The organism is Actinomycetes bacterium (genome assembly GCA_035489715.1).
Lineage (GTDB): Bacteria > Actinomycetota > Actinomycetes > JACCUZ01 > JACCUZ01 > DATHAP01.
The window spans coordinates 30,599-51,993 of the sequence record DATHAP010000137.1; the positions used below are offsets into that span (position 1 = coordinate 30,599).

The following is a 21,395-nucleotide window of genomic DNA, read 5'->3' on the forward strand; positions in this document are numbered from 1 at the left end:
CCCGATGCTGCCGACCGCCCTGCTCGGCGGCCGGGCCGGACGCCGGCTGGTGGCGGCGGCCCTGGGCGCGTCCGTCGGCGTGGCCGAGGCCGGGCGTCGCCGGGCGGGCGGAGCGGCGCACTTCCCGGCACGGGTCCCGCTGCTGGCACCGGCCTGGGTGCTCGAGCGGTCAGTGTGCTCCTGGCTCGCCGTCGGGCAGGCGGCGCTCCTGGGCGGTGTCCGCTACGGCGACCGCAGGCTCGGAGTCGCCGCCCACAGCGTCCGCCGGCTGCGCCAGGCGGCCCTGGAGCGGGCGCTGGTCGTGGCCGGAGGCGCGGAACCGGCCGCGGTGCGAGCCGTCGCAGAAGGGCTTGAGCGACGACCGGCCGCAGCGGCACAGCGCCACGGTGCGTCGACCGGCGGGGATCTCGCGCCCGTCGACGTCGGTGATCCGGAAGGAGCCACGCAGAACGAGCGGGCCGTCGGCGTACGGCGTCAGCTCCGCCGGGTCGTCGCGACCGGGTGGGTCGCCACGGTGCTGACCGGCGGGCTCGCTGGTGGGCTGGCTGGTCACGTCGGGGCCGCTGCCCGGCGGGGTCGCTGACAAACGCCTGGTCAGCCGCGTGCCGGCCTCGATCGCTGGTCCGGTCCGCCGGACTGGGTCTGGACGATGGCCGCCGCGATGTCACGCAGCTTGCGGTTGCTGCGCTGCGACGCGTGGCTGAGCATGGTGAACGCCTCGTCCGGCGTGCAACGGTTCTGGGCCATCAGGATGCCCTTGGCCATGTCGATGACGGACCGCGAGGCCATCGCCTCCTGCATCTGGTGGGCCAGGTCGGCCGTGGTGGCGTACGACTCCGCGTTGGCGACGGCGACCGCGACGAACGACGCCACCTCGGTCCCGATCTGCTCCGACGTCTCGTCGAACGCATCCCGGTGCTTCGCGTAGACGTTGAGGGCACCGATCGTGGCGCCCTGGAACGGGAGCGGCACGGACAGCGAGCTGATGACCCCCTTCGAGACCACGGCCGCGGCGTAGTCCGGCCAGCGCTCCTCCGTGGTCATGTCGCGGACGTGCATCAGCAGCCCGGTGCGGCCGGCGTCCAGGCAGGGGCCGTAACCGCGGGCGTACTGGAGCTCGTCGGCGTCGAGGGCCAGCTGCCCGTCGTGGGCGGCGGTGAAGCCGCGGTCGTCACGGACCAGCGTGATCGAGGTCGCTTCCGCGCCCGGGATGGCCTTGGTGGCGATCCCGGTGATCTCGGCCAGGATGTCGGGCAGGTCACGGTCGCGAAGGATGACGCCGGCGAGAGCCCTGAGGGCATCGTCCATGAGCAGCCTCCCTGTGCCTGTCCGACGTCAGAGTGACTCGTTCACCTCTCGGGTCACCTCGTCGGGATCGATGCCGCGCTCCTCGAGCAGCCTGTCGACCTTGGCCTCGAGCCGCTCGTCGCTCTCCTTGGACTGCGAGGAGCCCCACAGGAAGAGCAGGGCGAGACCCACCGCCTGCCAGACGAGCTGCAGGAACTCGGACTGCCAGTTCTCGAACGTCGACGACAGGAACTGCGGCCAGAAGTCGGCCCACGCGAAGGGCTCGCCGTGCTGCTGTGCCTCGTTGCGCTCGGTCATCAGCTGGAAGACGAACTGCCCGGACCACGACAGCAGGAAGAGCGCCGCGGTGACGATCCCGAAGCCGTAGGCCTTCGAGAAGCGCGGCTTGCCCAGGTCGTTGTTGTGCAGGTCTCCCCCATGAGCACGGCCGGCCCGGGACGACGTCTGGCTCTTGGTGGCCATCAGGTGCCTCCTCCTGTGGGAGCTGGACGCGGCTCCCCACACGTCCCGGGGGACCCGCGCTCGTGGTGCAGGTACCCGAATGCCGGGTCGACATGCGGAAAACAGCGGTCAGGAACCGGGCTCACTGCTCGATCTCGGCCAGGATCGTCGGCACCTGGCCGGGCAGGTCCCGCGCGAGGAAGCCGATCCGACCGACCGTCGAGGCCAGCCGCTCGCCGGCGCGTCCGTGCAGGTGAGCGGCCCATACGGCCGCCTGCGGGCCGTCCGACCCGCGCGCCAGCAGCCCGGCGACCACGCCGGCGCGGACGTCGCCCGAGCCGGACACGCCGAGCCCGGCGGCGCCGCTGTCGTCCCGCCACAGGCGCCCGTCGGGTGCCGCGGTCCAGCCCACCGGGCCACCCATCGACACGACGCAGCCGGTCTCCGTCGCCATGGCGGTGGCGGCCCTCGCCGGGTCGTCCTCGACCTCGGTCTCGTCGCAGTGCATCACGTGCGCCGCCTCGGCGGTGTTCGGGCTCAGGACGACGGGAGCCGGGTGCGCCTTCAGGCAGTCCGGCTCGGCGGTCAGCGCGGCGAGCGCCAGTGCGTCGACCGCCAGCGCGCCGTGGACCGCGGGGAGGATCGCTCGCAGCAGGCCGGCGCTCTCGTCGGTGTCGGAGAGCCCCGGTCCCACCAGCACGCTGGACGCGTCCTCGGCCAGGGTGAGCGCCGCCTCGACCGAGTGCGCGGCCAAGGCCCCCGACCGGGTCTCCGGCAGGCCGATGACCAGTGCCTCCGGCAGCGCCAGGGCGACGGCGGTGGCTACGGAGGCGGCGGTGGCGACCTGGAGCTTGCCGGCGCCGCTGCGCAGGGCGGCCTCCGCGGCCAGCACCACGGCGCCGGGGGTCTCGCGCGAGCCGCCGACGACCAGGGTGCGCCCCCGTGCCTCCTTGCCGCCGTCGGGCGACGGCAGCGGCCACTCGCGCAGCAGGGCCGGCGTCACGAGCATCGGTTCAGCGGGGGAGGGCATCGGCTGCCGGCTCCTCGGTGACCGGCACGTCGAGACCGTGCAGGTGGCCGGTGTCGTCGGCCGTCTCGAGCGCGGCCGTCGCGCCGTCGAAGCGGTAGCGGACGACCCCGGTGTTGGCCAGCCGCTGGGAGGCGTCCAGCGCCAGGACGGCTTCCTCGTCGAGCTCCTCGACGACGTACCGGAACAGCATGAGCACCGCCTGGTGGCTCACGACGACGACCCGGCGACCGGCGTGCAGGAGGTTGACGGTCTCGAGCACCGCGCGCACGCGCGCGGCCACGTCGGCCCAGCTCTCGCCGCCCGGAGGCCGGTAGTAGAACTTGCCGAGCCAGGCCCGGCGCTCCGCCTCGTCCGGGAACCGTCGCTCGATGCCGGTCCTGGTGAAGCCGTCGAGCATGCCGAGGTCGCGCTCCCGGAGCCGCTCGTCGCGCCGGATCTCGAGGTCGTGCCAGCCCGCCGCTGCCACGGCGCGCTGAGCGGTCCGGTAGGCCCGCTCGTACGGCGAGCTGAGGACGACGTCCGGCCGCCGGTCACGGGCCAGGTCCTGCCATGAGCGGCCGAGCGCGTCGGCCTGCTCGCAGCCGGTCGCGGAGAGCCGGACGTCGGGGTCGCGGGCGGGCAGGTCGAGGCGCTCGGCGCCGTCCCGGTTGGCCGACGCGTCCGCGACGTTGCCCTCGCTCTCCGCGTGCCGCACCAGCCACAGCGCAGCCGGCGCCGGAGGTGTCCCACGCATGGGACCTTCGTGACCCGGCTGCGTCGCGGCAAACGTCAGGAGGCCAGGCTGACGACCACCCAGACCACGGCCATCACGAAGGCCACGGCCGCGAGGGCCAGCCAGACGGACGGCGTGGGGGCGATCGACTGGTGCTGCTCGGGGACATGCTTCATGCCTCCGTGGTAGACCTCGCCGGGCCGGCCGTCAACGGCCGGAGGTCCGCAGAGTCAGCCCGGGAACGCCGAGGACCCCGGGCCGGATGGGCTCGGGGTCCTCGGGAGGTCGGGGGAGGGCTGGCGCTCAGCGCTCCGTGTCGGGGGCCGTCGCCGGTGTCTCGGCGAGCAGCGCGGTGTCGTCCTGGTACTCGACCGAGACCTCGCGCAGCTTGCTCTCGTTCGCGCGCCCGTGGTGGGCGCAGAACAGGAGCTCGCCGCCGGAGGCCAGGGTCACCCGGATGTAGGCCTGGGCGCCACAGCGGTCACAGCGGTCGTTCGCCGTGAGCGCCGGGTGCGAGGCGAGTGCTGAGGTCACGACACCCTCTCTGTCTCGATCTGTCGGTGGTGCTTGTTCCAGTGCTGCTTCTGGTGTGGGCGGTTCGTATGCGTTCCAACAGTCAACCACTGCGAATTCGTTCCCCCCGACCGGGCGGCTTGGTTTCGCTGTCGGTGAAAGAGTGCCCGAACCGGAGACCCTGCTGGTGCCCATCTCAGCGCACGGACGAACGTTTCGGGTCGTCACGGAGCGGTCACGGCGTGTCGGACCACCCGTCCGGCCCATCGACGGGGCTGACCCGGGCCATGCGGGACGGCCGCCGCGCCGGACGACCTGCGGGGGACCGGCGCGGTGCCGAGGCCGTGTCCAGCAACGCCGGTAGCCTCTCGTCACGTGACCCAGACGCTCCACGCCCGCAGCGACGGCGAGTTCGAGCCGGATGCCTACTCGGCCCGCAACCTGCTCGTGCTGGAGGGTCTGGAGGCGGTCCGCAAGCGCCCCGGCATGTACATCGGGTCCACCGACTCGCGCGGGCTCATGCACTGCCTCTGGGAGATCATCGACAACGCGGTCGACGAGGCGCTCGGCGGCCACTGCTCGCGGATCGACGTCGAGCTGCACCCCGACGGCTCGGTGGAGGTGCGCGACGACGGGCGCGGCATCCCGGTCGACGTGGAGCCGCGCACCGGGCTGACCGGCGTCGAGGTCGTCATGACCCGGCTGCACGCGGGCGGCAAGTTCGGCGGCGGGTCCTACGCCGCGACCGGCGGCCTGCACGGCGTCGGCGCCTCGGTGGTCAACGCCCTGGCCGCGCGGCTCGACGTCGAGGTCGACCGCGACGGCAAGACCCACGCGATGAGCTTCCGCCGCGGGACGCCCGGCACGTTCGGCAACGGCACGCCGGACTCCCCGTTCGTCGAGAAGTCCGGCCTGCGCGTCGTGGGCAAGGTCACCAAGAAGCGCACCGGCACCCGCATCCGCTACTGGGCGGACAGCCAGACCTTCCTCAAGGACGCGGCGATCTCCCTCGACGAGCTGCACAACCGGGCCCGGCAGACAGCGTTCCTCGTGCCGGGCCTCACCATCGTGGTCCGCGACGCGCGCGGGTCGGCGCCGACGGAGCAGACGTTCCACTACGACGGCGGCATCAGCGAGTTCTGCGAGTTCCTCGCCCCCGACCAGGGCGTCAGCGACGTGCTGCGGCTGCAGGGTTTCGGGCAGTTCTCGGAGACCGTGCCGGTCCTCGACGAGCAGGGGCACATGACCCCGCAGGAGCTGCAGCGCGAGCTCACGGTCGACGTCGCCCTGCGGTGGGGCACCGGCTACGACACGACGGTCCGCTCCTTCGTCAACATCATCGCCACCCCCAAGGGCGGCACCCACGTCCAGGGCTTCGAACGAGCCCTGACCAGGACGCTGAACGACGCGCTGCGTGCCCAGCGGGTCCTGCGGGCGGCGGAGGACGACGTCGTCAAGGACGACGTGCTCGAGGGCATGACGGCGGTGGTGACCGTGCGGCTCGCCGAGCCGCAGTTCGAGGGCCAGACGAAGGAGGTCCTGGGCACGTCGGCGGCCACGCGCATCGTCGCGTCGGTCGTCGGCACGGAGCTCAAGGCCGCGCTCACCAACCCCAAGCGCGGCGGCAAGGCCCAGGCCAAGGCGATCCTCGACAAGGTGGCCGCGGCCGCCCGCACCCGGGTCGCCGCACGCGCGCACAAGGAGCTGCAGCGCCGCAAGAACGCGCTGGAGACCTCGTCGCTGCCGGCCAAGCTGGTCGACTGCCGCAGCGACGACGTCGAGCGCAGCGAGCTGTTCATCGTCGAGGGAGACTCCGCGCTGGGGACGGCCAAGCTGGCCCGCAGCAGCGAGTTCCAGGCGCTGCTGCCGATCCGCGGCAAGATCCTCAACGTGCAGAAGGCCTCGGCCTCCGACATGCTCAAGAACACCGAGTGCGCCGCGATCATCCAGGTGATCGGTGCCGGCTCGGGACGTACGTTCGACAGCGCGTCGGCCAGGTACGGCCGCGTGGTGCTGATGGCAGACGCCGACGTCGACGGGGCGCACATCCGCTGCCTGCTGCTGACGCTCTTCTACCGCTACATGCGCCCGATGGTGGAGGAGGGCCGGGTCTTCGCGGCGGTGCCGCCGCTGCACCGGATCGAGGTCGTCTCGGGGGGCGGCAAGAAGAACGAGGTGCTCTACACCTACTCCGAGCAGCAGATGCGCAAGACGGTGGCCGACCTGCAGCGCAAGGGCAAGCGCTACAAGGAGCCGATCCAGCGCTACAAGGGACTCGGCGAGATGGACGCCGACCAGCTGGCGGAGACCACGATGGAGCCGCGGCACCGCATGCTCCGCCGGGTCACCATCGGCGACCTCGAGGCGGCCGAGCAGGTGTTCGACCTGCTGATGGGCAACGAGGTCGGGCCGCGTCGCGAGTTCCTCGTCGCCAGCGCGTCGCGGGTCGACCGCGACAGCATCGACGCCTGACCCGTCAGGTCACCGGCCGCGCCGGCCGATACCTCGCAGGTGCTGGCCTGGGTCGCGATCGGCGCCGCCGCGGGAGCCCTGCTCCTGGCCGGCGGCTGGCTGCTGCGCCGCACCGACGCCATCGGGCGGCCCCGGGGCTTCCCGGTCTGGTCGGTGGCCCTGCTCGGGCTGGTCGCCGTGACGGCCACCGTGCCGGTCGTCCGGGCGGCCCGCCTCGAGCACCGGCTCAGCGCCGTGGCGAGCACCCTGGCCGGCTCCCCGGTCACGGTCGACTGCCAGAGTCGCGGCCAGGAGATGACCGACCTCGGTCACGAGCTCGGCTGGGTGCCCTACGACGAGGCCGGCCGTCCGCAGCCGCACACCCTGATCAAGCGGCGGCCCTGCTCGGCCCTGCGCGACTACCTCGGGTCGGGCAAGGACTCGCCGTCGCGCGAGCAGGTGGTCGCCGTGCACGTGCTCGGCCACGAGGCCCGCCACATGGCCGGTCAGACGGTCGAGTCAGAGGCTGAGTGCGCCGCGGTGCAGCGCGACGCGCTCACCGCGAGGCTGCTGGGGGCGACGCCGGGGCAGGCAGCTGCGCTGGCACGGGCCTACTGGCTCGAGGTCTACCCGCAGATGCCCGACGCCTACTGGTCGGCCGAGTGCGCTCCAGGGATGCCCCTGGACGAGCACCTGCCGGACGCCCCCTGGGCGCGCTGACGACCGCCTGCTGCCCCGCGAGGCGACGCGCGGCCGCGACGCGGCCGCTCGGACGGATCGGGCGGGAGTCGTCCACCGGGGCGTCCAGACTCCGGTCAGGTTCGATCCGAGGGTGAAGGTCCGGCGCGGTCCGGCCGATGGTGAAGACGTGCTGTTCCCGTTGGCCCTGCTCACCGCGGCGTACTTCGCCGCGGTGGTCTGGGTGCGACGCTCCAGGCGGCGCGTCGAGGCCGGCGTGGGTGCGGAGCCGCCCGTCGCCGACCTGCCGGTCGAGGACCAGCCCCCGCCGACCGCTGTCGGCTGGCCCCCCGGCGGCAGCAGCTTCGCGTCGTACGTCGACGACGGGTTCGCCGCCATGGACGCGTGGCTGTCCGAGGGCCACGCCGCCTGAGCCCGCGGTTGCCGGCGAGGACCACGCCGCCCGAGCCTGCGGTAGCCGGCCGGGAGGTCGCCGACGGGGTCAGCGGCCGGTGGCCGGTCCGCTCACCGCGGCGATCGGCTGGCTCGCCGGCGTGCCCGATCCGTCGCGTCGCCCGGTCGCGCCCGGCAGCTCCAGGGCCACACCGGTGGCCGCGGCTGCCCGGGCCGGGGCCGCACCGGCCCAGGCGACGGTCAGCACGTCCTCGCCGCGCAGGAACCGGTGGCACCGCACCCCGCCGGTCCCTCGTCCCTTGCCGGGGTAGTCGGCGAACGGGGTGACCTTGACCGACCCGGCGTCGGTGCCCGGCAGCGCCGCGGACGACCCCGACACGGTCACCACCGCCGCGTCCCGCCCCGGCGCCACGGCGCCGAAGAACACCGCGCGCGCCCCGCCGGCGAGCCGGACCCCGGCCATGCCCCCGGCCGACCTGCCCTGCGGGCGGACCACCGAGGCCGGGAAGTGCAGCAGCTGCGCGTCCGAGGTGATGAACACCAGCTCGTCGTCGTCCGTGTCGAGCTCGACCGCGCCGACGACCCGGTCGCCGTCCTTGAGGCCCACGACCTCCCACGCGTCTTTGTTCTGCGGATGGTCGGGCACGACCCGCTTGACGACGCCCTGCGCGGTGCCCAGCGCGAGCCCGGGTCCGTCGGTGGCCAGCGAGCAGAGGGCCAGCACCCGCTCGTCACGCTCCAGGGACAGGAACTCGGACACCGGGGCACCGCCGGACAGGTGAGGGGCGCTGGCCGTCGCCGGGACCGCAGGGACGTCGAGCACCCCGAGCCGCACCATGCGGCCTGCGGACGTCACGGCGGCGACCTCGCCCCGCGCGGTCGCGCGCACCACGGAGACGACGACGTCGTGCTTGGCACGAGAACCGTCGGTGGGGAGCGGGTCGGCGGTGAGGGTGCGGGCCAGCAGCCCGGTCGAGGACAGCAGCACCCAGCACGGGTCGTCGGTCACCTCGAGCGGCACCGCGGTGCTCGCCGGCACGCCCGCCGACTCCAGCAGGACGGTGCGCCGCGGCGTGCCGTACTTCTTGGCGATCTCGGCCAGCTCGTCGGACACGACCGTGCGCAGCAGCTGGTCGGACTCGATGATCCGGGTCAGCTCGGCGATCGTTCTGCGCAGCGTCTCCTGCTCCGCCTCGAGCTCGATGCGGGAGAACCTGGTCAGCCGGCGCAGCGGCATGTCCAGGATGTAGTTGGTCTGGGTCTCGGTGAGGTCGAAGACCGACATCAGCCGCTGGCGGGCTCCCGCGGCGTCGTCACTGGTGCGGATGACCTGGATGACCTCGTCGATGTCGAGGATCGCGACCAGCAGGCCGTCGACCAGGTGCAGGCGCTCCTCTGCCTTGGCGCGCCGGTGCAGTGAGCGGCGGCGCACGACGTCGAGACGGTGCTCGACGTAGACCTCGAGCAGGTCCTTGAGGCCCATCGTCCGTGGCTGGCCGTCGACCAGGGCCACGTTGTTGATGCCGAACGTCTCCTCGAGCGGGGTCAGCCGGTAGAGCTGGTCGAGGATCGCCTCTGCGTTGAAGCCGTTCTTCACCTCGATGACGAGCCGGAGACCGACGTTGCGGTCGGTGTAGTCGTCGACGGCGGTGATGCCCTGCAGCTTCTTGCTGCGGACCAGCTCGGCGATCTTTTCCTTGACCCTCTCCGGTCCGACGCCCCAGGGCAGCTCGGTGACGACGATGCCCTTGCGCCGCGGCGTGACGCTCTCGACCCGGGCGGTCGCCCGGGTGCGGAAGGTGCCTCGGCCCGACTCGTAGGCGTCGCGGATGCCGTCGAGGCCCACGACCTTGCCACCGGTGGGGAGGTCGGGCCCGGGGACGAACCGCATCAGCGCGTCGAGGTCGGCGTCCGGCTGCTGGAGCAGGTGGCGGGCGGCGGAGACGACCTCGACCAGGTTGTGCGGCGGCATGTTGGTCGCCATCCCGACCGCGATGCCGGAGGCGCCGTTGACGAGCAGGTTGGGGAACGCGGCCGGCAGGACCTCCGGCTCGAGCTCGCGGTCGTCGTAGTTGGGCCGCAGGTCGACGACCTGCTCGTCGATGCCGGCGGTCATCGTCATCGCCGCCGGGGTGAGGCGGCACTCGGTGTAGCGGTAGGCCGCGGGAGGGTCGTCGTTGCCCAGGGTGCCGAAGTTGCCGTGCCCGTCGACCAGTGGCAGCCGGAGCGACCACGGCTGCGCCATCCGGACCAGCGTGTCGTAGATGGCGGTGTCGCCGTGGGGGTGCAGCGTGGCCATCACGTCGCCCACGACACGGGCGCACTTCACGTGGCCGCGGTCGGGTCGCAGGCCCATCTCGGCCATCCGGTAGAGGATGCGCCGGTGCACCGGCTTCAGACCGTCGCGCGCGTCGGGCAGGGCGCGGGAGTAGATCACGGAGTAGGCGTACTCGAGGAAGGACCCCTGCATCTCGTCCGAGACGTCGATGTCGGTGATCTTCTCGGTGTAGTCGCCGTCCGGAGGTGGCGGTGTCTTGGTCCTGCGGGCCACGGAGGGTGCTCCTGGTGCGGTGAGGCGGTTGCGTTCGGACGTACGCCCGGAAGGGCTGCGTCCACATCCTGCCCGCCGCCCCGGACGTTGGCAGGGACCGACCCGCCGCCCGGCCCCGAGCCCGGACGCCCGGACGTGTCAGCGGCGTCCCTCCGGGCACTAGGGGCAGGTGAGCGATCCCAGGAGTGGAACCGGTGGAACCGGTGGAACCGGTGGAACCGATCCGGGCCGCACCGCGCCCGACCTGTCGGCCGCGGTCGTGACGGCGGCTGCCGCTCTCTCGGAGGCTCTCGAGGTCGTCGAGGAGGCCCGAGGGGCGCTCTACCGTTTCCACCGCCTCACCGGGAAGGCCGACGGGAAGCTCGACGACGCGATGGAGGCGCTGCGCGCGGCCGGTGCGTCCGACCTCGCCGACCTCGTGCAGCAGCGCCTGGTCGGGCGCGACGTGCTGCCGGACCGGTGGACCTTCCAGGTCGTCGAGGAGTACGACGACGGCTACTGGTCGGTCTTCCGCGACGTCGAGGCCGAGGTGCGCGACACGCTCACCGGCGGGCGGCGCCACGTCGGCGAGGCGCGGATGAAGCGCGAGCGACAGGCCTGACCGCTCAGCCGGCGCCGACCACGACGTTCCACGACCGGACCCGCCACTCGCGGACCAGCCCGTTGCGGACGTAGGGGTCGCTCACGGCGAACGACTCGACCACCGCCGGGTCCTCGGTCGCCCAGACCAGCAGCGCCCGGTCGGCGGGGTCGGTCAGCGCGCCGGCCAGGGCGAGCTCACCCCGCTCGTGCGCCGCCCGCGCGAGGCCGAGATGCTCCTCGCGGAACTGCGCTCGCCGCTCCAGGTAGTCGCCGACGAGGTCGTACTCGAGTACCAGGTACATGCATCCCACCCTGCCGTAGGCCGCCGCGGCGGAGCGCTCCCGGCCCATTTTGGTGGCGTTCGGGACGATAGGTGACGGGACTAGCGTGCAGGTGCGGGGTCCCCGACCGGAAGGCGCCTCATGCCCAAGTACCTGATCAGTGCGAACTACACAGCCGAGGGGATGGCTGGGGTCCGGGCCGCCGGCGCGAAGTCCCGGGTCGATGCCGTCACCACCATGATCGAAGCCATGGGCGGCCGGCTCGACTCCTTCCACTTCGCCTTCGGCGACACCGATGTCTTCGTGATCGTCGACGCACCCGACGACGAGGCTGCGGCCGCAGTGTCCATCGCGATCAACGGCAGCGGCGCGGTGCGCACCCGCACGACGAAGCTGCTCACGGTGGAGCAGGTCGACGAGGCGCTGCGGCGGACGGTCGACTACCAGCCGCCCGGCTCCTGAGGACTGCTCGGATCGCCCATCGGGGGTGGTGCAGCGAGCGTCGTCGGCGGCCCAGCGCTTCGCGGACTCGAGCTCGGCCAGCGGGAACGCGCGTGCCTGGCCCGGCCACAGGACGCTGAACACCTTGATCGCCGGACCCGCCCACCGGGCGTCGGTCACGACCGCGATCCGCTCGACGGCTGCCGGGTGGCGGGCGCCGAGCTTGAGGTCCTCCGAGACCGCTTCGCCCTCGTAGTCGTCGAACGCCGGCCCGAGGACGTACACGCGTCGGACCTTGCCGTGCTCGGCGTTGGCCGCCTCGAGCCCGAGGACACCGGGCGGCATGTCGTCGAGGAGCCGGATCACGGCACGCAGCTGGTGCGGCTGCGTGCCGCGGGTCAACGCCAGAGGGCCCGGCGTGTGGTCAGCCCTTGAGGCCGGGGAAGTCCTCGTCGCGGTACTCGCCGTCGGGCCGCACGTCGCCGCGCTCCCGCTCGGTCAGTCGCAGCTCCACGCGGCGGATCTTCCCGCTGATCGTCTTGGGCAGCTGCGCGAACTCCAGCCGGCGGACCCGCTTGTACGGCGCCAGGTTCTCGCGGGCGTGCCGCAGGATCGACTCGGCCGTGTCGGCGTCTGCGGCGTGACCGACGGCCAGGACGACGTACGCCTTGGGGACGGCGAGCCGCACCGGGTCGGGGGCCGGCACCACCGCCGCCTCCGCGACGGCAGGGTGCTCGATCAGGACGCTCTCCAGCTCGAACGGCGAGATCCGGTAGTCGCTGGCCTTGAAGACGTCGTCGCTCCGGCCCACGTAGGTGATGTAGCCGTCGTCGTCGATGCTCGCGACGTCGCCGGTGTGGTAGAACCCGCCGCGCATCACCTCGTCGGTGAGGGTCGAGTCGTCGTGGTAGCCCACCATCAGTGCTGTCGGACGGGCTGACAGGTCGATGCAGATCTCGCCCTCGGTGCCCGGCTCGGAGGTGACCGGGTCGAGCAGGGCGATGTCGTAGCCGGGCAGCGGCCGCCCCATCGACCCCGGCTTGAGCCTGGCGCCCGGTGGGTTCCCGACCTGTGCCGCCGTCTCGGTCTGCCCGTAGCCGTCGCGCACGGTGTGGCCCCAGGCGCGCTGCACCTGCTCGATCACCTCGGGGTTCAGCGGCTCGCCGGCGCCGACCACCTCGCGCAGCGTCGGCACCGGGTGGGCGGCCAGGTCCTCCTGCACGAGCATCCGCCAGACCGTGGGTGGCGCGCAGAAGGTCGTGACGCCGCAGCGGGCCATCGTGTCGAGCAGGTCGGCGGCGTCGAATCGGGCCTGGTTGACGACGAACGCCGTCGCGCCGGCGATCCACGGGGCGAACACGTTGCTCCACGCGTGCTTCGCCCACCCCGGGGACGACACGTTGAGGTGCAGGTCACCGGGCTGCAGGCCGATCCAGTACGCCGTCGTCAGGTGCCCGACCGGGTAGGACGTGTGGGTGTGCTCGACCAGCTTGGGCCGGGCGGTCGTGCCGCTGGTGAAGTACAGCAGCAGTGTCTCGTCCGACCGGGTCTCGACCTCGGGCTCGAAGGAGTCGAGGTGCTCGTAGGAGTCGTCGTAGCGCAGCCAGCCAGGCACCGGCTCCTCGAGCGCGATCCGGGTCCAGTCGCCCGGTACGTCGGCGAACTTCCCGGTGTCCTCGGACGCGGTGACGACGTGCTTGACGTCGCCGCGCTGGACCCGGTCGGCCAGGTCCCGCGGACCGAGCAGGGTGGTGGCGGGGATGAGGACGACACCGAGCTTGATGCAGGCGAGCATCACCTCCCACAGAGGCGCGACGTTGCCGAGCACGAGGAGCAGCCGGTCGCCGCGGTCGACACCCCGGGCCCGCAGCCAGGACGCGAGCTGCGCCGACCGGGCGGAGAGGTCGGCGTAGGTCAGCAGGTCCTCGGTGCCGTCCGGGTTGACGATCCAGAGCGCCAGGGTCTCGGGCTGCTCGGCGGCGACCACGTCGAACCAGTCGAAGCCGAAGTTGAAGTGCTCGAGCTGCGGCCACCGGAACTCCGACACCGCCCGCTCGTGGTCGGCGCGGTGCGTCTGCAGCAGGTCGCGCGCGGCGCGGAAGGTGTCGGTCGCTCGGCTGGCAGTCATGCGCCCGACCCTGCACCTCCCATGTAGGCAGGTCAACGGTCCTAGGGTGCTCGGCATGGCCCATGCCGCGGACTACCGCGACACCGCCGAGGCGGCGGTGTCGTGGGTGCTAGGCCAGGTCTGCGGCGACGAGGGGCCGTGGTTCCCGGACCGGGTGCCGTCCGACGGCTCGCCGCCGGAGCCGCAGCTCTCCGACGACCGGGACAGCCTCTACCAGGGGGTGGGCGCCTTCGCCCTGCTGTTCGCCGAGATCCGGCTGACCCGGCCGTTGACCGCGGGGGAGGAGGACCTCGCCGAGGCGGTACGTCGCCGCCTGCTCGACCACGCACCGCAGCACACCGACCCGTCGCTGTACTTCGGGCTGGCCGGCGATGTGACGGCTCTGCGGCTGCTCGGGGACGCCGGAGACGTGGACGCGCCGCTGTCGTTGCTGGCCGCTCGCGCGACGCCGGCCGGCTGGTCCGCGCCATTGACCGCGGGCGGGGAGCCGGTGCCCGTCACCGACCTGGTCCTGGGGTCGGCGGGCATCACGATGGCCGCCCGTTGGGCCGGCGGTGCGGACGCGTCGGCGGTGGTCGCTGCCGGCGGGCAGGCCATGCTGGACGCTGCCGACGAGCGGTCGACCGGTCTCGACTGGCCGATGCAGGTGGGTGTCCCACGGTCCGAGCGGGCCCGGATGCCCAACTACTCGCACGGCACCGCCGGTGTCGCCGCTGCCTTGGCGATCGCCGCCGAGCAGCTCGGACGTACGGACCTCCGCGACGCGGCGGTGCGCGGCGCCGAGCACCTGGTCGCCCTCGCGGACCTCGCCGAGGACGGGTTCCTGCTGCCGACCATGGACCCGCACACGAACCCCGACGTCGAGCTCGTCACGTTCACCTGGTGCCACGGCCCGGCCGGGACCTCCTACCTCTGGCCGGCGCTCCAGCGGGCAGGTGTCGAACGAGTGGCCGGTGTCGTGGTGGAGGAGTGGTGGCAGCGCTGCCTCCGGTCGATCATGACGTCGGGGATACCGGAGCGGCTGAGACCGGGCTTCTGGGACAACGACGGGCGGTGCTGCGGCACCGCGGGCGTGGGCGACGTGTTCCTCGACGCGGCGCAACGGGTCGGCGGCGCCGAGCGGGCTTACCTCGACTTCGCGGGGCGGCTGGGCGACGCGCTGCTCGAGCGGGTCGTCCGTGACGACGACGGTGCGCGGTGGCGGTTCCTGGAGCACCGCAACGAGGAGCCGTTGCTGGACCCGTCACCGGGCTGGATGCAGGGGGCGATGGGCATCGCCGCCTTCCTGTTCCGGCTGGCGCGGGTCATGGAGGAGGGCATGGATGCTCCCGTCGTCGACCGGCCGGACAGCTGGTGGGCGCTGCCGGAGCGGCTGCGCGCCTCCGGCGTCAGGCCGGCTCCGGATCGGTGACGTCGGCCACGGTCGCGTCCAGGACCCGCACTACGTCGGCGCCGGCCGCCACGATCGTGACGCCGGACGCACCGCCGCCGACCGAGATCTCGGTGCCGACCAGGCGCTCGTCGGCGACCACCGGCCAGGCTGTCGTCGAGCCGAAGGGCGTGATGGTGCCGCGCTCGTAGCCGGTGGCCGCCAGCGCGGTCGCCGCGTCCGGCATGGACAGCCGGCTGACCTCGAGGAGCTCGCGCAGCTTGGGCCAGGAGATCGCGCGGTCGCCTGGCACCAGCACGAAGAGGTAGTCGTCGTCGCCGCGCCGGACCACCAGCGACTTCACCACCTGTTCGGGCCGCATGCCTCTGGCGGCCGCGGCCTCGGCCAGGCTGCGCACCGGCCCGTGGCGCACCACCCGGTGCTCCAGACCGGTCGCCTCCGCTGCCGCGAGCGCCCGCTGCGCACCCGCCCCGCCGGTCACGGCCGGGCTCCGACCCGGGTCACAGCGCTCGCCGCGACCCGGTTGCCGGCGGCCAGCGCGGTCTCGGGCTCCGGGTGGAGCAGCCAGGACGCCAGGAAGCCGGCGGCGAACGAGTCGCCCGCGCCGGTGCTGTCGACCATGTCCACCCGCTCGGCGGGGGCGCTGGCCGCGATGAACCCCTGCTGCCACTGGGCGCCGTCACGGCCGAGCTTGACCACGACCTCACGGTAGGTGTCGCCGAGCGTCGACGCCGCCGACCGTACGTCGTCGGTGCCGGCCAGCAGAGCGGCTTCCTCCTGGTTGGCGAGGATCAGGTCCACGCCGCGTGTCCACTCGAGGAACCGCGCGACCCCCGCAGCCTCGACCAGCGCGGCCGAGGACGGGTCGACCGACACGGTCATGTCCGCCGCCTGCGCGAGGGCGAGCGCGGTGAGCCCGGCGTCCCGCGACCCCTCGTGCAGCAGGGTGTAGCCGGACAGGTGCAAGTGCGCGCCGGGCCGGAACAGCCGCTGCGGCAGGTCATCGGCCACCAGCGCGGCGTTGGCGCCGGTGTCGGGCAGCATCGACCGCTCGCCGCCCTGCTCGACCAGCACCACGCAGGTGCCGGTGGTCAGGCCGCCGGCGGTGCTCACCCACGCGTCCACGCCGCGCAGGGTGAGGCCGGCGACCGACTCGCGTCCCAGCGCGTCGTCACCGACCTTGCCGACGTACGACGTCCGGACCCCGAGCTCGGCGAGCCACGACGCGACGTTGGCCGCGGACCCGCCGCCTGCCGTCGTGATGCGGGACGGGGTGTCACTGCCGCGCGCGAGCGGGCCGCTCATGACGGCGAGGACGTCGACCATGAGGTCGCCGACGACCACGACGTCCAGCGTCTCGGTGCCGGCCGGGACCGTCACGGCATCCGGCCCAGGGCTGCAGCGATTCGCGCCGCGAGGTCGGCGTTGCGGAGCACGATGCGCACGTTGGAGGTCAGGGTGACGCCCTCGCTCTCGCGGTGGAACCAGTCGAGCAGAAACGGGGTGACGTCCTTGCCCGTGACGCCGGCCCGCTCGGCAGCGGTCAGCCCCGAGTGCAGCAGCCGGTCGTGCAGGTCCGGGTCCACCTGCTCGGCGGCGCGCACCGGGTTGGCGACGACCAGTCCCCGGTCCGCCGTGCCGAGGCCGTCGGCGGCGCGGATCACCGCGGCGACCTCCTCGGGGCTGTCGACCCGCCAGTCGACCGGATGGCCGGAGTCGGTGAGGTAGAAGCCGGGGAAGGAGTCGGTGCCGAATCCCAGCACGGGCACGCCGAGGGTCTCGAGGCGCTCGAGCGTGGCGGGCACGTCGAGGATCGACTTCACCCCGGCGCAGACGACGGCGACCGGCGTGGTCGCGAGCGACTGCAGGTCGGCGGACTCGTCCCAGGTGCTCCGTGCGTCGCGGTGCACTCCGCCCAAACCGCCCGTGGCGAAGACCCGGATGCCGGCTCGGGCGGCGACGTGAGAGGTCGCCGCGACCGTCGTCGCACCGCTGCCGCCGCGAGCGACGAGGGTGGCCAGGTCGCGGGTGCTGACCTTGACGACGTCGTCGCTGGTGGCGATCGCCTCGAGGGCCTCGTCGTCGAGCCCTACCCGGGCGTGCCCGGCCACCACGGCGATCGTCGCGGGCACAGCACCTGCGCTGCGTACGGCCTGCTCGATCTCGCGCGCGACCCGCAGGTTGTCCGGTCGCGGTAGACCGTGGCTGATGATGGTCGACTCGAGGGCGACGACGGGGCGGCCGGCCGCGAGCGCGTCGGCCACTTCAGGCAGGACGGTGAGCACGCGGGAACGCTACCGGGCCGGACCCAGCTCGCCGGCCAATGCGGTCGACACCCCGCGGCGGGGTCGGAAAGGATCACGCGCATGCCCGACGACACCCGCACGGACTACCCGGCCGACGGTGACCTCTCCGACCGCAGCACGTTGCTCACGATGCTCGACTACACCCGCAGAACGGCATGGATGAAGTGCGAGGGCATCTCCGACGAGGACGCCCGCCGGGCGCCGGTCGCGACGTCGCCCCTGATGACGGTCTCGGGGATCGTCAGCCACCTGCGGTGGGTGGAGTGGTCGTGGATCCAGCGCCGCTTCCTCGGCGTCGACGACGTCGGGCCGTGGACGGACGACGAGAACGACCCGGACCGCGAGTTCCACTTCCGGCTGGACTGGCCGCTGGCCGACGTGGTCGAGGACTACCGGGCGATGGCCCGCGAGCACGACGAGCTGATCGCCGGTCTGGACCTCGACAAGACCGGCGTGCACACCATGCGGGAGGGCAAGCCGCTGACGCTGCGCTGGATCGTGCACCACCTGGTCGAGGAGAACGCGCGGCACAACGGACACATCGACATCGTCCGGGAGCTGGTCGACGGGTCGACCGGCGACTAGCAATTTCGTGTGTGTGATGGCGCGGCTCGGCTGCTCGTCGCCGACCGGTCCGACTGGTTAGGTGTGTCCATGGCGACACTCGTGATCCGGGTCCGGCTGGTCGGGGGCGACCACATGGACGTCACCTACGAGGAAGCCGGCACCGCCGCCGAGGAGGAGCTGACCGAGCACGTCGTGTCCACGCTGATGTCGGACTCGGGCGTGCTGCGCACCAGGCACGGGGACCGGCTGGTCGTGCTGTACGGGCGAGGGGTCGCCGCCCTGGAGGTGTCGCCGCGCGGCGCGGTGCTCTGACGGACATGAGCCGGCTCCGCAGCTGCCCACGTCGGCACGCGGTTACCCGGGACGTCCACCCGAAGGGTCGTCCTCCGGCCGGTGGGTCTCGATGACCGCCCAGACCTCCTTGCCGTCGTCGGGGACCTCGTCCACGCCGTGTCTGGCGCTGAGGGCGTCGACCAGGAACCGGCCGCGGCCGCCTTCGTCGTCCGGGCCAGGCAGCCGAGTCGGCCCGCCGACGTGGTGCGCAGGTCCAGTCGCCGGCGCCTCGTCGTGGACGTCCACCCGCACCCCACGGCCGACACGTCGCAGCAGCAGCTGGACAGGGGGCTTTCCGTGGCGCACGGCATTGCTGACCAGCTCGGAAACGATCAGCGTCAGGGGCTCGACCACGGAGTCCATGCGAAGTCTGCGCGCGAACCGCCGGGCCTTGTCTCGGGCGATTCCCGCGGCGCTGACGTCGTCAGGAAGCGTGTAGTGCTCTTGCGCACCGGGTTCGTCACGCGGGGCCTCTCTCATGTCCGAGATCACCTGCTGGTTGTGCCCGGGTACCGGAGACCTACGCCAGCCAGGCGATCGCTGTCGCCAGCCGACGCGGAAGGCGGGTCACAACCTCCGGAACGGACTCCCGGCGGACCAGTCGTTCACACGCGATGGCGCCCGTGCAGGACCCTCACCGTGACCGCTGAGACGCCGACCAGGAAGCCCAGGGGAATCGGAAGGCAGCAGCCGCCCACCGAGACCCGTGTACCGCGGCGGGTCGTCGTCGAATAGTACGGAATGGGCCCGGCCAAGCCACCGCGACCGAGCCGTGAGGCTGTGCCGCGCCCTGCGAAGGCACGTGGCGGGACGGAGTGGGCCGGGCGCCGGTAAGCCGACCGACCTGTTCCAGTCAGACCCCGAAGGAGGCGGTTGAGCAGGTAGCTGCGGATGAGCCAACCGAACACGCGTCACCTTGCCGAGAGATTGAGGACCCGGTCGTCGACACGACCGATGCGAGGAATGGCGAACAGTGCCCGGATATGGACTGCGCCGACCGTCTGGACGCTTGACCCGCTAGATACCCGATTGAGCATCGGCAAACGTCACACGCCCACATAGGCGCCGGCACCAGTAGGCCGCCCTCTGACGCCGGACACGGAAAGCATCGTGCGCAGGGGTCACCGATGCGAGCCCTGGAGACGTTTGGCCGCCGTCATGACGGACAGACCTCGGGCTCGGTCCGGCTGGAGAACATCGGTTGGTGCTGACCCATCTTCCGGAGTGATGCCGTGACAAGGACAACGTGGATGAGCCGGTGGCGCCGCCTGGTGGTGTGGGTGGCGGCCCCCGGTCTAGCCGTGGCACTGGCCACCATCACCGCAAGGCTCGCACTGGGTGCTGTGGTGGTTGGCGGGGCAGCCATTGCCCTCCACTGCTGCCACCTGGCGGGGGGTGACCGGCCGTTCCGCTGGTGGCCCGCGATCCGGCGGGGACGCGACGTCGGCGGCCTGGTGCTCGCGGGACATGGCGCCGCCCTGCTCCTGGGCAGCGGTCTGACCGTTGGACTGGCCGGACTGGTGGTGGCTGGCTTCCCCGTGGCGCGCCTGCTCGACGGTCGACGGCAGGCACCCAAGACACTGTCGGGGCTGCCGGATCTGGCCGGAGCAAGCTGGACGGAGACGCAGGCGGAACTGCGGCAGTGGCTGTCAACCCAGTCGGCCGATGTCCTGTGCCACTTCTGGCGTGCGACGCAGGCGCTGGACCAGCCGCTGTCGCCGATGGAGCTGCAGCGGCTCATGACGCTTCGCGGGCTGTGTCTGGACGAGTTTCACCGCCGGGTGCCCGGTCAGTTCCAGGCCTTAGCGCTGCTCCTGCTGCAGAAGCCCGATGCGGATCCCCGGCCGTACCTCGTGTCGTCACCGACTGGGAGTGACCCATCACATGGTCAGGCTGCTCCGGATGCCTGACGGGCGTGCTCCCGACCGCGAGGGGCGCCTTCCGATGGGCGCGCTTGGGTCCCCGGCCGCCGAGCCAGCCAAGCCGCCGCCGTGATCGACATAGGAGGGAAGCGACCAACTTGCGGATCTGCCGAGCAGAGCAGACGATTGACTGTCACGTCAGCGGCCGAGAGCACGGCCGCCGACCATGCGGCGAGTAGTCAGCCGCGACGTCGGCCCTGGGGTCGACCACTTGCTGGGGGCAGCATGGCCTTCGCTTCAAGACCTTTGCAGATCATCAGCCTCGTCACGCCTGAGCGCATCACCATGATCGTCAACGGGGAGATCGACATGGCGACCGCGCCGCAGTTCCGCGACGCCATGACCGACCATCTCGGCCACGGCTCGCCGACCAGCATGCATCTGGACTTGTCCGGCGTGACCTTCATGGACAGTGCTGGGGTGTACGCCATGCTGGCGGCTAAGCGGCGCGCCCGCCTGCGACGCAGCGATCTGGTCCTGGCCCGAAGCTCTCCTCGGGTGAACCGACTACTTGATCTCATGGGCCTGGAGTCGACCTTCGCTGTCGAGCCGAACGTGACAGTCGCGGGCGCGTGACCGTGGACCACGACGGGCGGCCGCTGGGTGATGGCGTCCCAGGAAGGGCACAGGGCGGCGATAGGCAGCCCGGGGACGTGGTGACGGTGACGGCCTCGGCGTTCACAACGGCCCGGATCCTCGGTAGCCGCACCGTGCACCAGGTGGCCGGCCCGATGACCGACGGCCTCCAGCGAACGGTGTGCGGCCTGACCAGGCGGCTGACGCCATCTCCGGCCGACCCGGTGAGCTGTAGCCACTGCCTACGGCTCACGGACGCAAGAGTCATCGCCTCCCGCTGAGGCGTCGCCCAGTCGCGCCAGCACGCCGTTAGAACACTCTGGCAGAGAGTGGTGGGGTCACTCGTCCTGTCGGCGTCGTGGGGATGGTCTGCCGTGGCGGTTGCGGCCGGGTGGGTGGGCTTCGGGTCCGAGGGTGCGGCCGTCGCGGTGGGTGGCGCTGTAGCGGCCGTCGGGGAGCCGGTGCAGGGTCCAGCCGCCTTCGTGGCACATCGTGTGGTGGGCCGGGCACGGCAGGGCGCCGTTGGCGACGGTGGTCGGGCCGCCGCGGCTGGCCCACACCAGGTGATGGCCGTCGGACCAGGTCGCGGGGCGGTCGCACCACGGCCAGGGGCAGCGGTCCCCGTCGCGACGATCATCGCCCGGCGCTGCGGGACGGTGAAGTAGCGGCGCTCGGTGCGCAGGCCGCGCACCGCGCCCTGGTCGTCGAGCAGGACGGTGGTCAGCTCCCCGTCGCAGGCCAGCCGCTGCCCGGTGGAGGCCGGGATCCGGC

General features: G+C 72.5%; 23 protein-coding genes. 10 read left to right on the forward strand and 13 right to left on the reverse strand.

The window, feature by feature from the left end; genetic code table 11:
* Nucleotides 1-169 precede the first annotated feature (169 nt).
* From VK640_11085 to VK640_11110, 6 genes are all read right to left on the reverse strand, one after another.
* Entirely contained in the window at nt 170-553 is a 384-nt protein-coding gene (locus VK640_11085) for a CDGSH iron-sulfur domain-containing protein (protein HTE73727.1), read from the reverse strand.
* 41 nt (nt 554-594) lie between these two features.
* Nucleotides 595-1,308 (reverse strand): GAF and ANTAR domain-containing protein, encoded by a 714-nt coding sequence (locus VK640_11090; protein ID HTE73728.1) that lies wholly within the window; start codon nt 1,306-1,308, stop codon nt 595-597.
* A 27-nt stretch (nt 1,309-1,335) separates the two neighbouring features.
* Nucleotides 1,336-1,770 (reverse strand): DUF6766 family protein, encoded by a 435-nt coding sequence (locus VK640_11095; protein HTE73729.1) that lies wholly within the window; start codon nt 1,768-1,770, stop codon nt 1,336-1,338.
* A gap of 121 nt (nt 1,771-1,891) precedes the next feature.
* On the reverse strand, nt 1,892-2,779 hold the full coding sequence (locus VK640_11100; GenBank protein ID HTE73730.1) for an NAD(P)H-hydrate dehydratase: 888 nt from the start codon (nt 2,777-2,779) through the stop codon (nt 1,892-1,894).
* The gene (locus tag VK640_11105) at nt 2,763-3,512 is read right to left on the reverse strand and encodes a histidine phosphatase family protein (GenBank protein HTE73731.1); all 750 of its coding nucleotides are present in this window, start codon (nt 3,510-3,512) and stop codon (nt 2,763-2,765) included. The genes VK640_11100 and VK640_11105 overlap by 17 nt, the downstream gene beginning before the upstream one ends.
* Nucleotides 3,513-3,794: 282 nt before the next feature.
* Nucleotides 3,795-4,025 (reverse strand): hypothetical protein, encoded by a 231-nt coding sequence (locus VK640_11110; GenBank protein HTE73732.1) that lies wholly within the window; start codon nt 4,023-4,025, stop codon nt 3,795-3,797.
* Between the two features lie 354 nt (nt 4,026-4,379).
* Here VK640_11110 and VK640_11115 point away from each other — a divergent pair, with 354 nt between their 5' ends.
* The 3 genes from VK640_11115 (at nt 4,380) to VK640_11125 (ending at nt 7,566) form a co-directional block, all read left to right on the forward strand.
* Nucleotides 4,380-6,476, forward strand: a complete 2,097-nt coding sequence (locus tag VK640_11115; GenBank protein HTE73733.1) for a DNA topoisomerase IV subunit B — start codon at nt 4,380-4,382, stop codon at nt 6,474-6,476.
* Nucleotides 6,477-6,515: 39 nt separating this feature from the next.
* Nucleotides 6,516-7,175: a hypothetical protein gene (locus VK640_11120; GenBank protein HTE73734.1), complete on the forward strand. Its 660-nt coding sequence runs from the start codon at nt 6,516-6,518 to the stop codon at nt 7,173-7,175.
* A gap of 148 nt (nt 7,176-7,323) precedes the next feature.
* A complete protein-coding gene (locus VK640_11125; GenBank protein HTE73735.1) occupies nt 7,324-7,566 on the forward strand; it encodes a hypothetical protein in 243 nt (80 codons plus the stop codon).
* Nucleotides 7,567-7,635: 69 nt separating this feature from the next.
* On the opposite strand, the gene VK640_11130 is transcribed toward VK640_11125, so the two are convergent.
* Nucleotides 7,636-10,098 carry a DNA topoisomerase IV subunit A gene (locus VK640_11130; GenBank protein ID HTE73736.1) on the reverse strand — a complete coding sequence of 821 codons (2,463 nt, stop codon included), beginning with the start codon at nt 10,096-10,098 and terminating at the stop codon, nt 7,636-7,638.
* A gap of 259 nt (nt 10,099-10,357) precedes the next feature.
* Between VK640_11130 and VK640_11135 the strand changes: the two genes are divergently transcribed.
* A complete protein-coding gene (locus tag VK640_11135; GenBank protein ID HTE73737.1) occupies nt 10,358-10,699 on the forward strand; it encodes a hypothetical protein in 342 nt (113 codons plus the stop codon).
* A 4-nt stretch (nt 10,700-10,703) separates the two neighbouring features.
* Here the strand turns inward: VK640_11135 and VK640_11140 are convergent, their stop codons facing one another.
* Nucleotides 10,704-10,982, reverse strand: coding sequence for a YciI-like protein (locus VK640_11140; protein ID HTE73738.1), 279 nt, complete (start codon nt 10,980-10,982; stop codon nt 10,704-10,706).
* Nucleotides 10,983-11,102: 120 nt separating this feature from the next.
* On the opposite strand from VK640_11140, the gene VK640_11145 reads away from it, so the two are divergent.
* Nucleotides 11,103-11,423, forward strand: coding sequence for a GYD domain-containing protein (locus VK640_11145; GenBank protein ID HTE73739.1), 321 nt, complete (start codon nt 11,103-11,105; stop codon nt 11,421-11,423).
* 403 nt (nt 11,424-11,826) lie between these two features.
* Here the strand turns inward: VK640_11145 and VK640_11150 are convergent, their stop codons facing one another.
* Complete coding sequence (locus tag VK640_11150; protein HTE73740.1) at nt 11,827-13,530, reverse strand: AMP-binding protein; 1,704 nt, start codon at nt 13,528-13,530, stop codon at nt 11,827-11,829.
* 55 nt (nt 13,531-13,585) lie between these two features.
* Here VK640_11150 and VK640_11155 point away from each other — a divergent pair, with 55 nt between their 5' ends.
* Complete coding sequence (locus VK640_11155; protein HTE73741.1) at nt 13,586-14,941, forward strand: lanthionine synthetase LanC family protein; 1,356 nt, start codon at nt 13,586-13,588, stop codon at nt 14,939-14,941.
* Here the strand turns inward: VK640_11155 and VK640_11160 are convergent.
* From VK640_11160 to VK640_11170, 3 genes are read right to left on the reverse strand one after another with little or no spacing between them, the layout of a single operon-like run.
* Nucleotides 14,919-15,401: a YbaK/EbsC family protein gene (locus VK640_11160; protein ID HTE73742.1), complete on the reverse strand. Its 483-nt coding sequence runs from the start codon at nt 15,399-15,401 to the stop codon at nt 14,919-14,921. The genes VK640_11155 and VK640_11160 overlap by 23 nt on opposite strands.
* Nucleotides 15,398-16,300, reverse strand: a complete 903-nt coding sequence (locus VK640_11165; protein ID HTE73743.1) for a sugar kinase — start codon at nt 16,298-16,300, stop codon at nt 15,398-15,400. The genes VK640_11160 and VK640_11165 overlap by 4 nt, the downstream gene beginning before the upstream one ends.
* Nucleotides 16,297-17,205 carry a pseudouridine-5'-phosphate glycosidase gene (locus tag VK640_11170; protein ID HTE73744.1) on the reverse strand — a complete coding sequence of 303 codons (909 nt, stop codon included), beginning with the start codon at nt 17,203-17,205 and terminating at the stop codon, nt 16,297-16,299. The genes VK640_11165 and VK640_11170 overlap by 4 nt, the downstream gene beginning before the upstream one ends.
* Before the next feature lie 81 nt (nt 17,206-17,286).
* On the opposite strand from VK640_11170, the gene VK640_11175 reads away from it, so the two are divergent.
* The gene (locus tag VK640_11175; GenBank protein ID HTE73745.1) at nt 17,287-17,811 is read left to right on the forward strand and encodes a DinB family protein; all 525 of its coding nucleotides are present in this window, start codon (nt 17,287-17,289) and stop codon (nt 17,809-17,811) included.
* Between the two features lie 69 nt (nt 17,812-17,880).
* A complete protein-coding gene (locus VK640_11180) occupies nt 17,881-18,105 on the forward strand; it encodes a hypothetical protein (GenBank protein ID HTE73746.1) in 225 nt (74 codons plus the stop codon).
* Between the two features lie 42 nt (nt 18,106-18,147).
* On the opposite strand, the gene VK640_11185 is transcribed toward VK640_11180, so the two are convergent.
* Complete coding sequence (locus VK640_11185; protein HTE73747.1) at nt 18,148-18,606, reverse strand: ATP-binding protein; 459 nt, start codon at nt 18,604-18,606, stop codon at nt 18,148-18,150.
* A gap of 821 nt (nt 18,607-19,427) precedes the next feature.
* Here VK640_11185 and VK640_11190 point away from each other — a divergent pair.
* Both VK640_11190 and VK640_11195 read left to right on the forward strand, forming a co-directional pair.
* Entirely contained in the window at nt 19,428-20,036 is a 609-nt protein-coding gene (locus VK640_11190; protein HTE73748.1) for a hypothetical protein, read from the forward strand.
* Between the two features lie 258 nt (nt 20,037-20,294).
* On the forward strand, nt 20,295-20,624 hold the full coding sequence (locus VK640_11195) for an STAS domain-containing protein (protein HTE73749.1): 330 nt from the start codon (nt 20,295-20,297) through the stop codon (nt 20,622-20,624).
* The last annotated feature ends 771 nt before the right edge of the window (nt 20,625-21,395 follow it).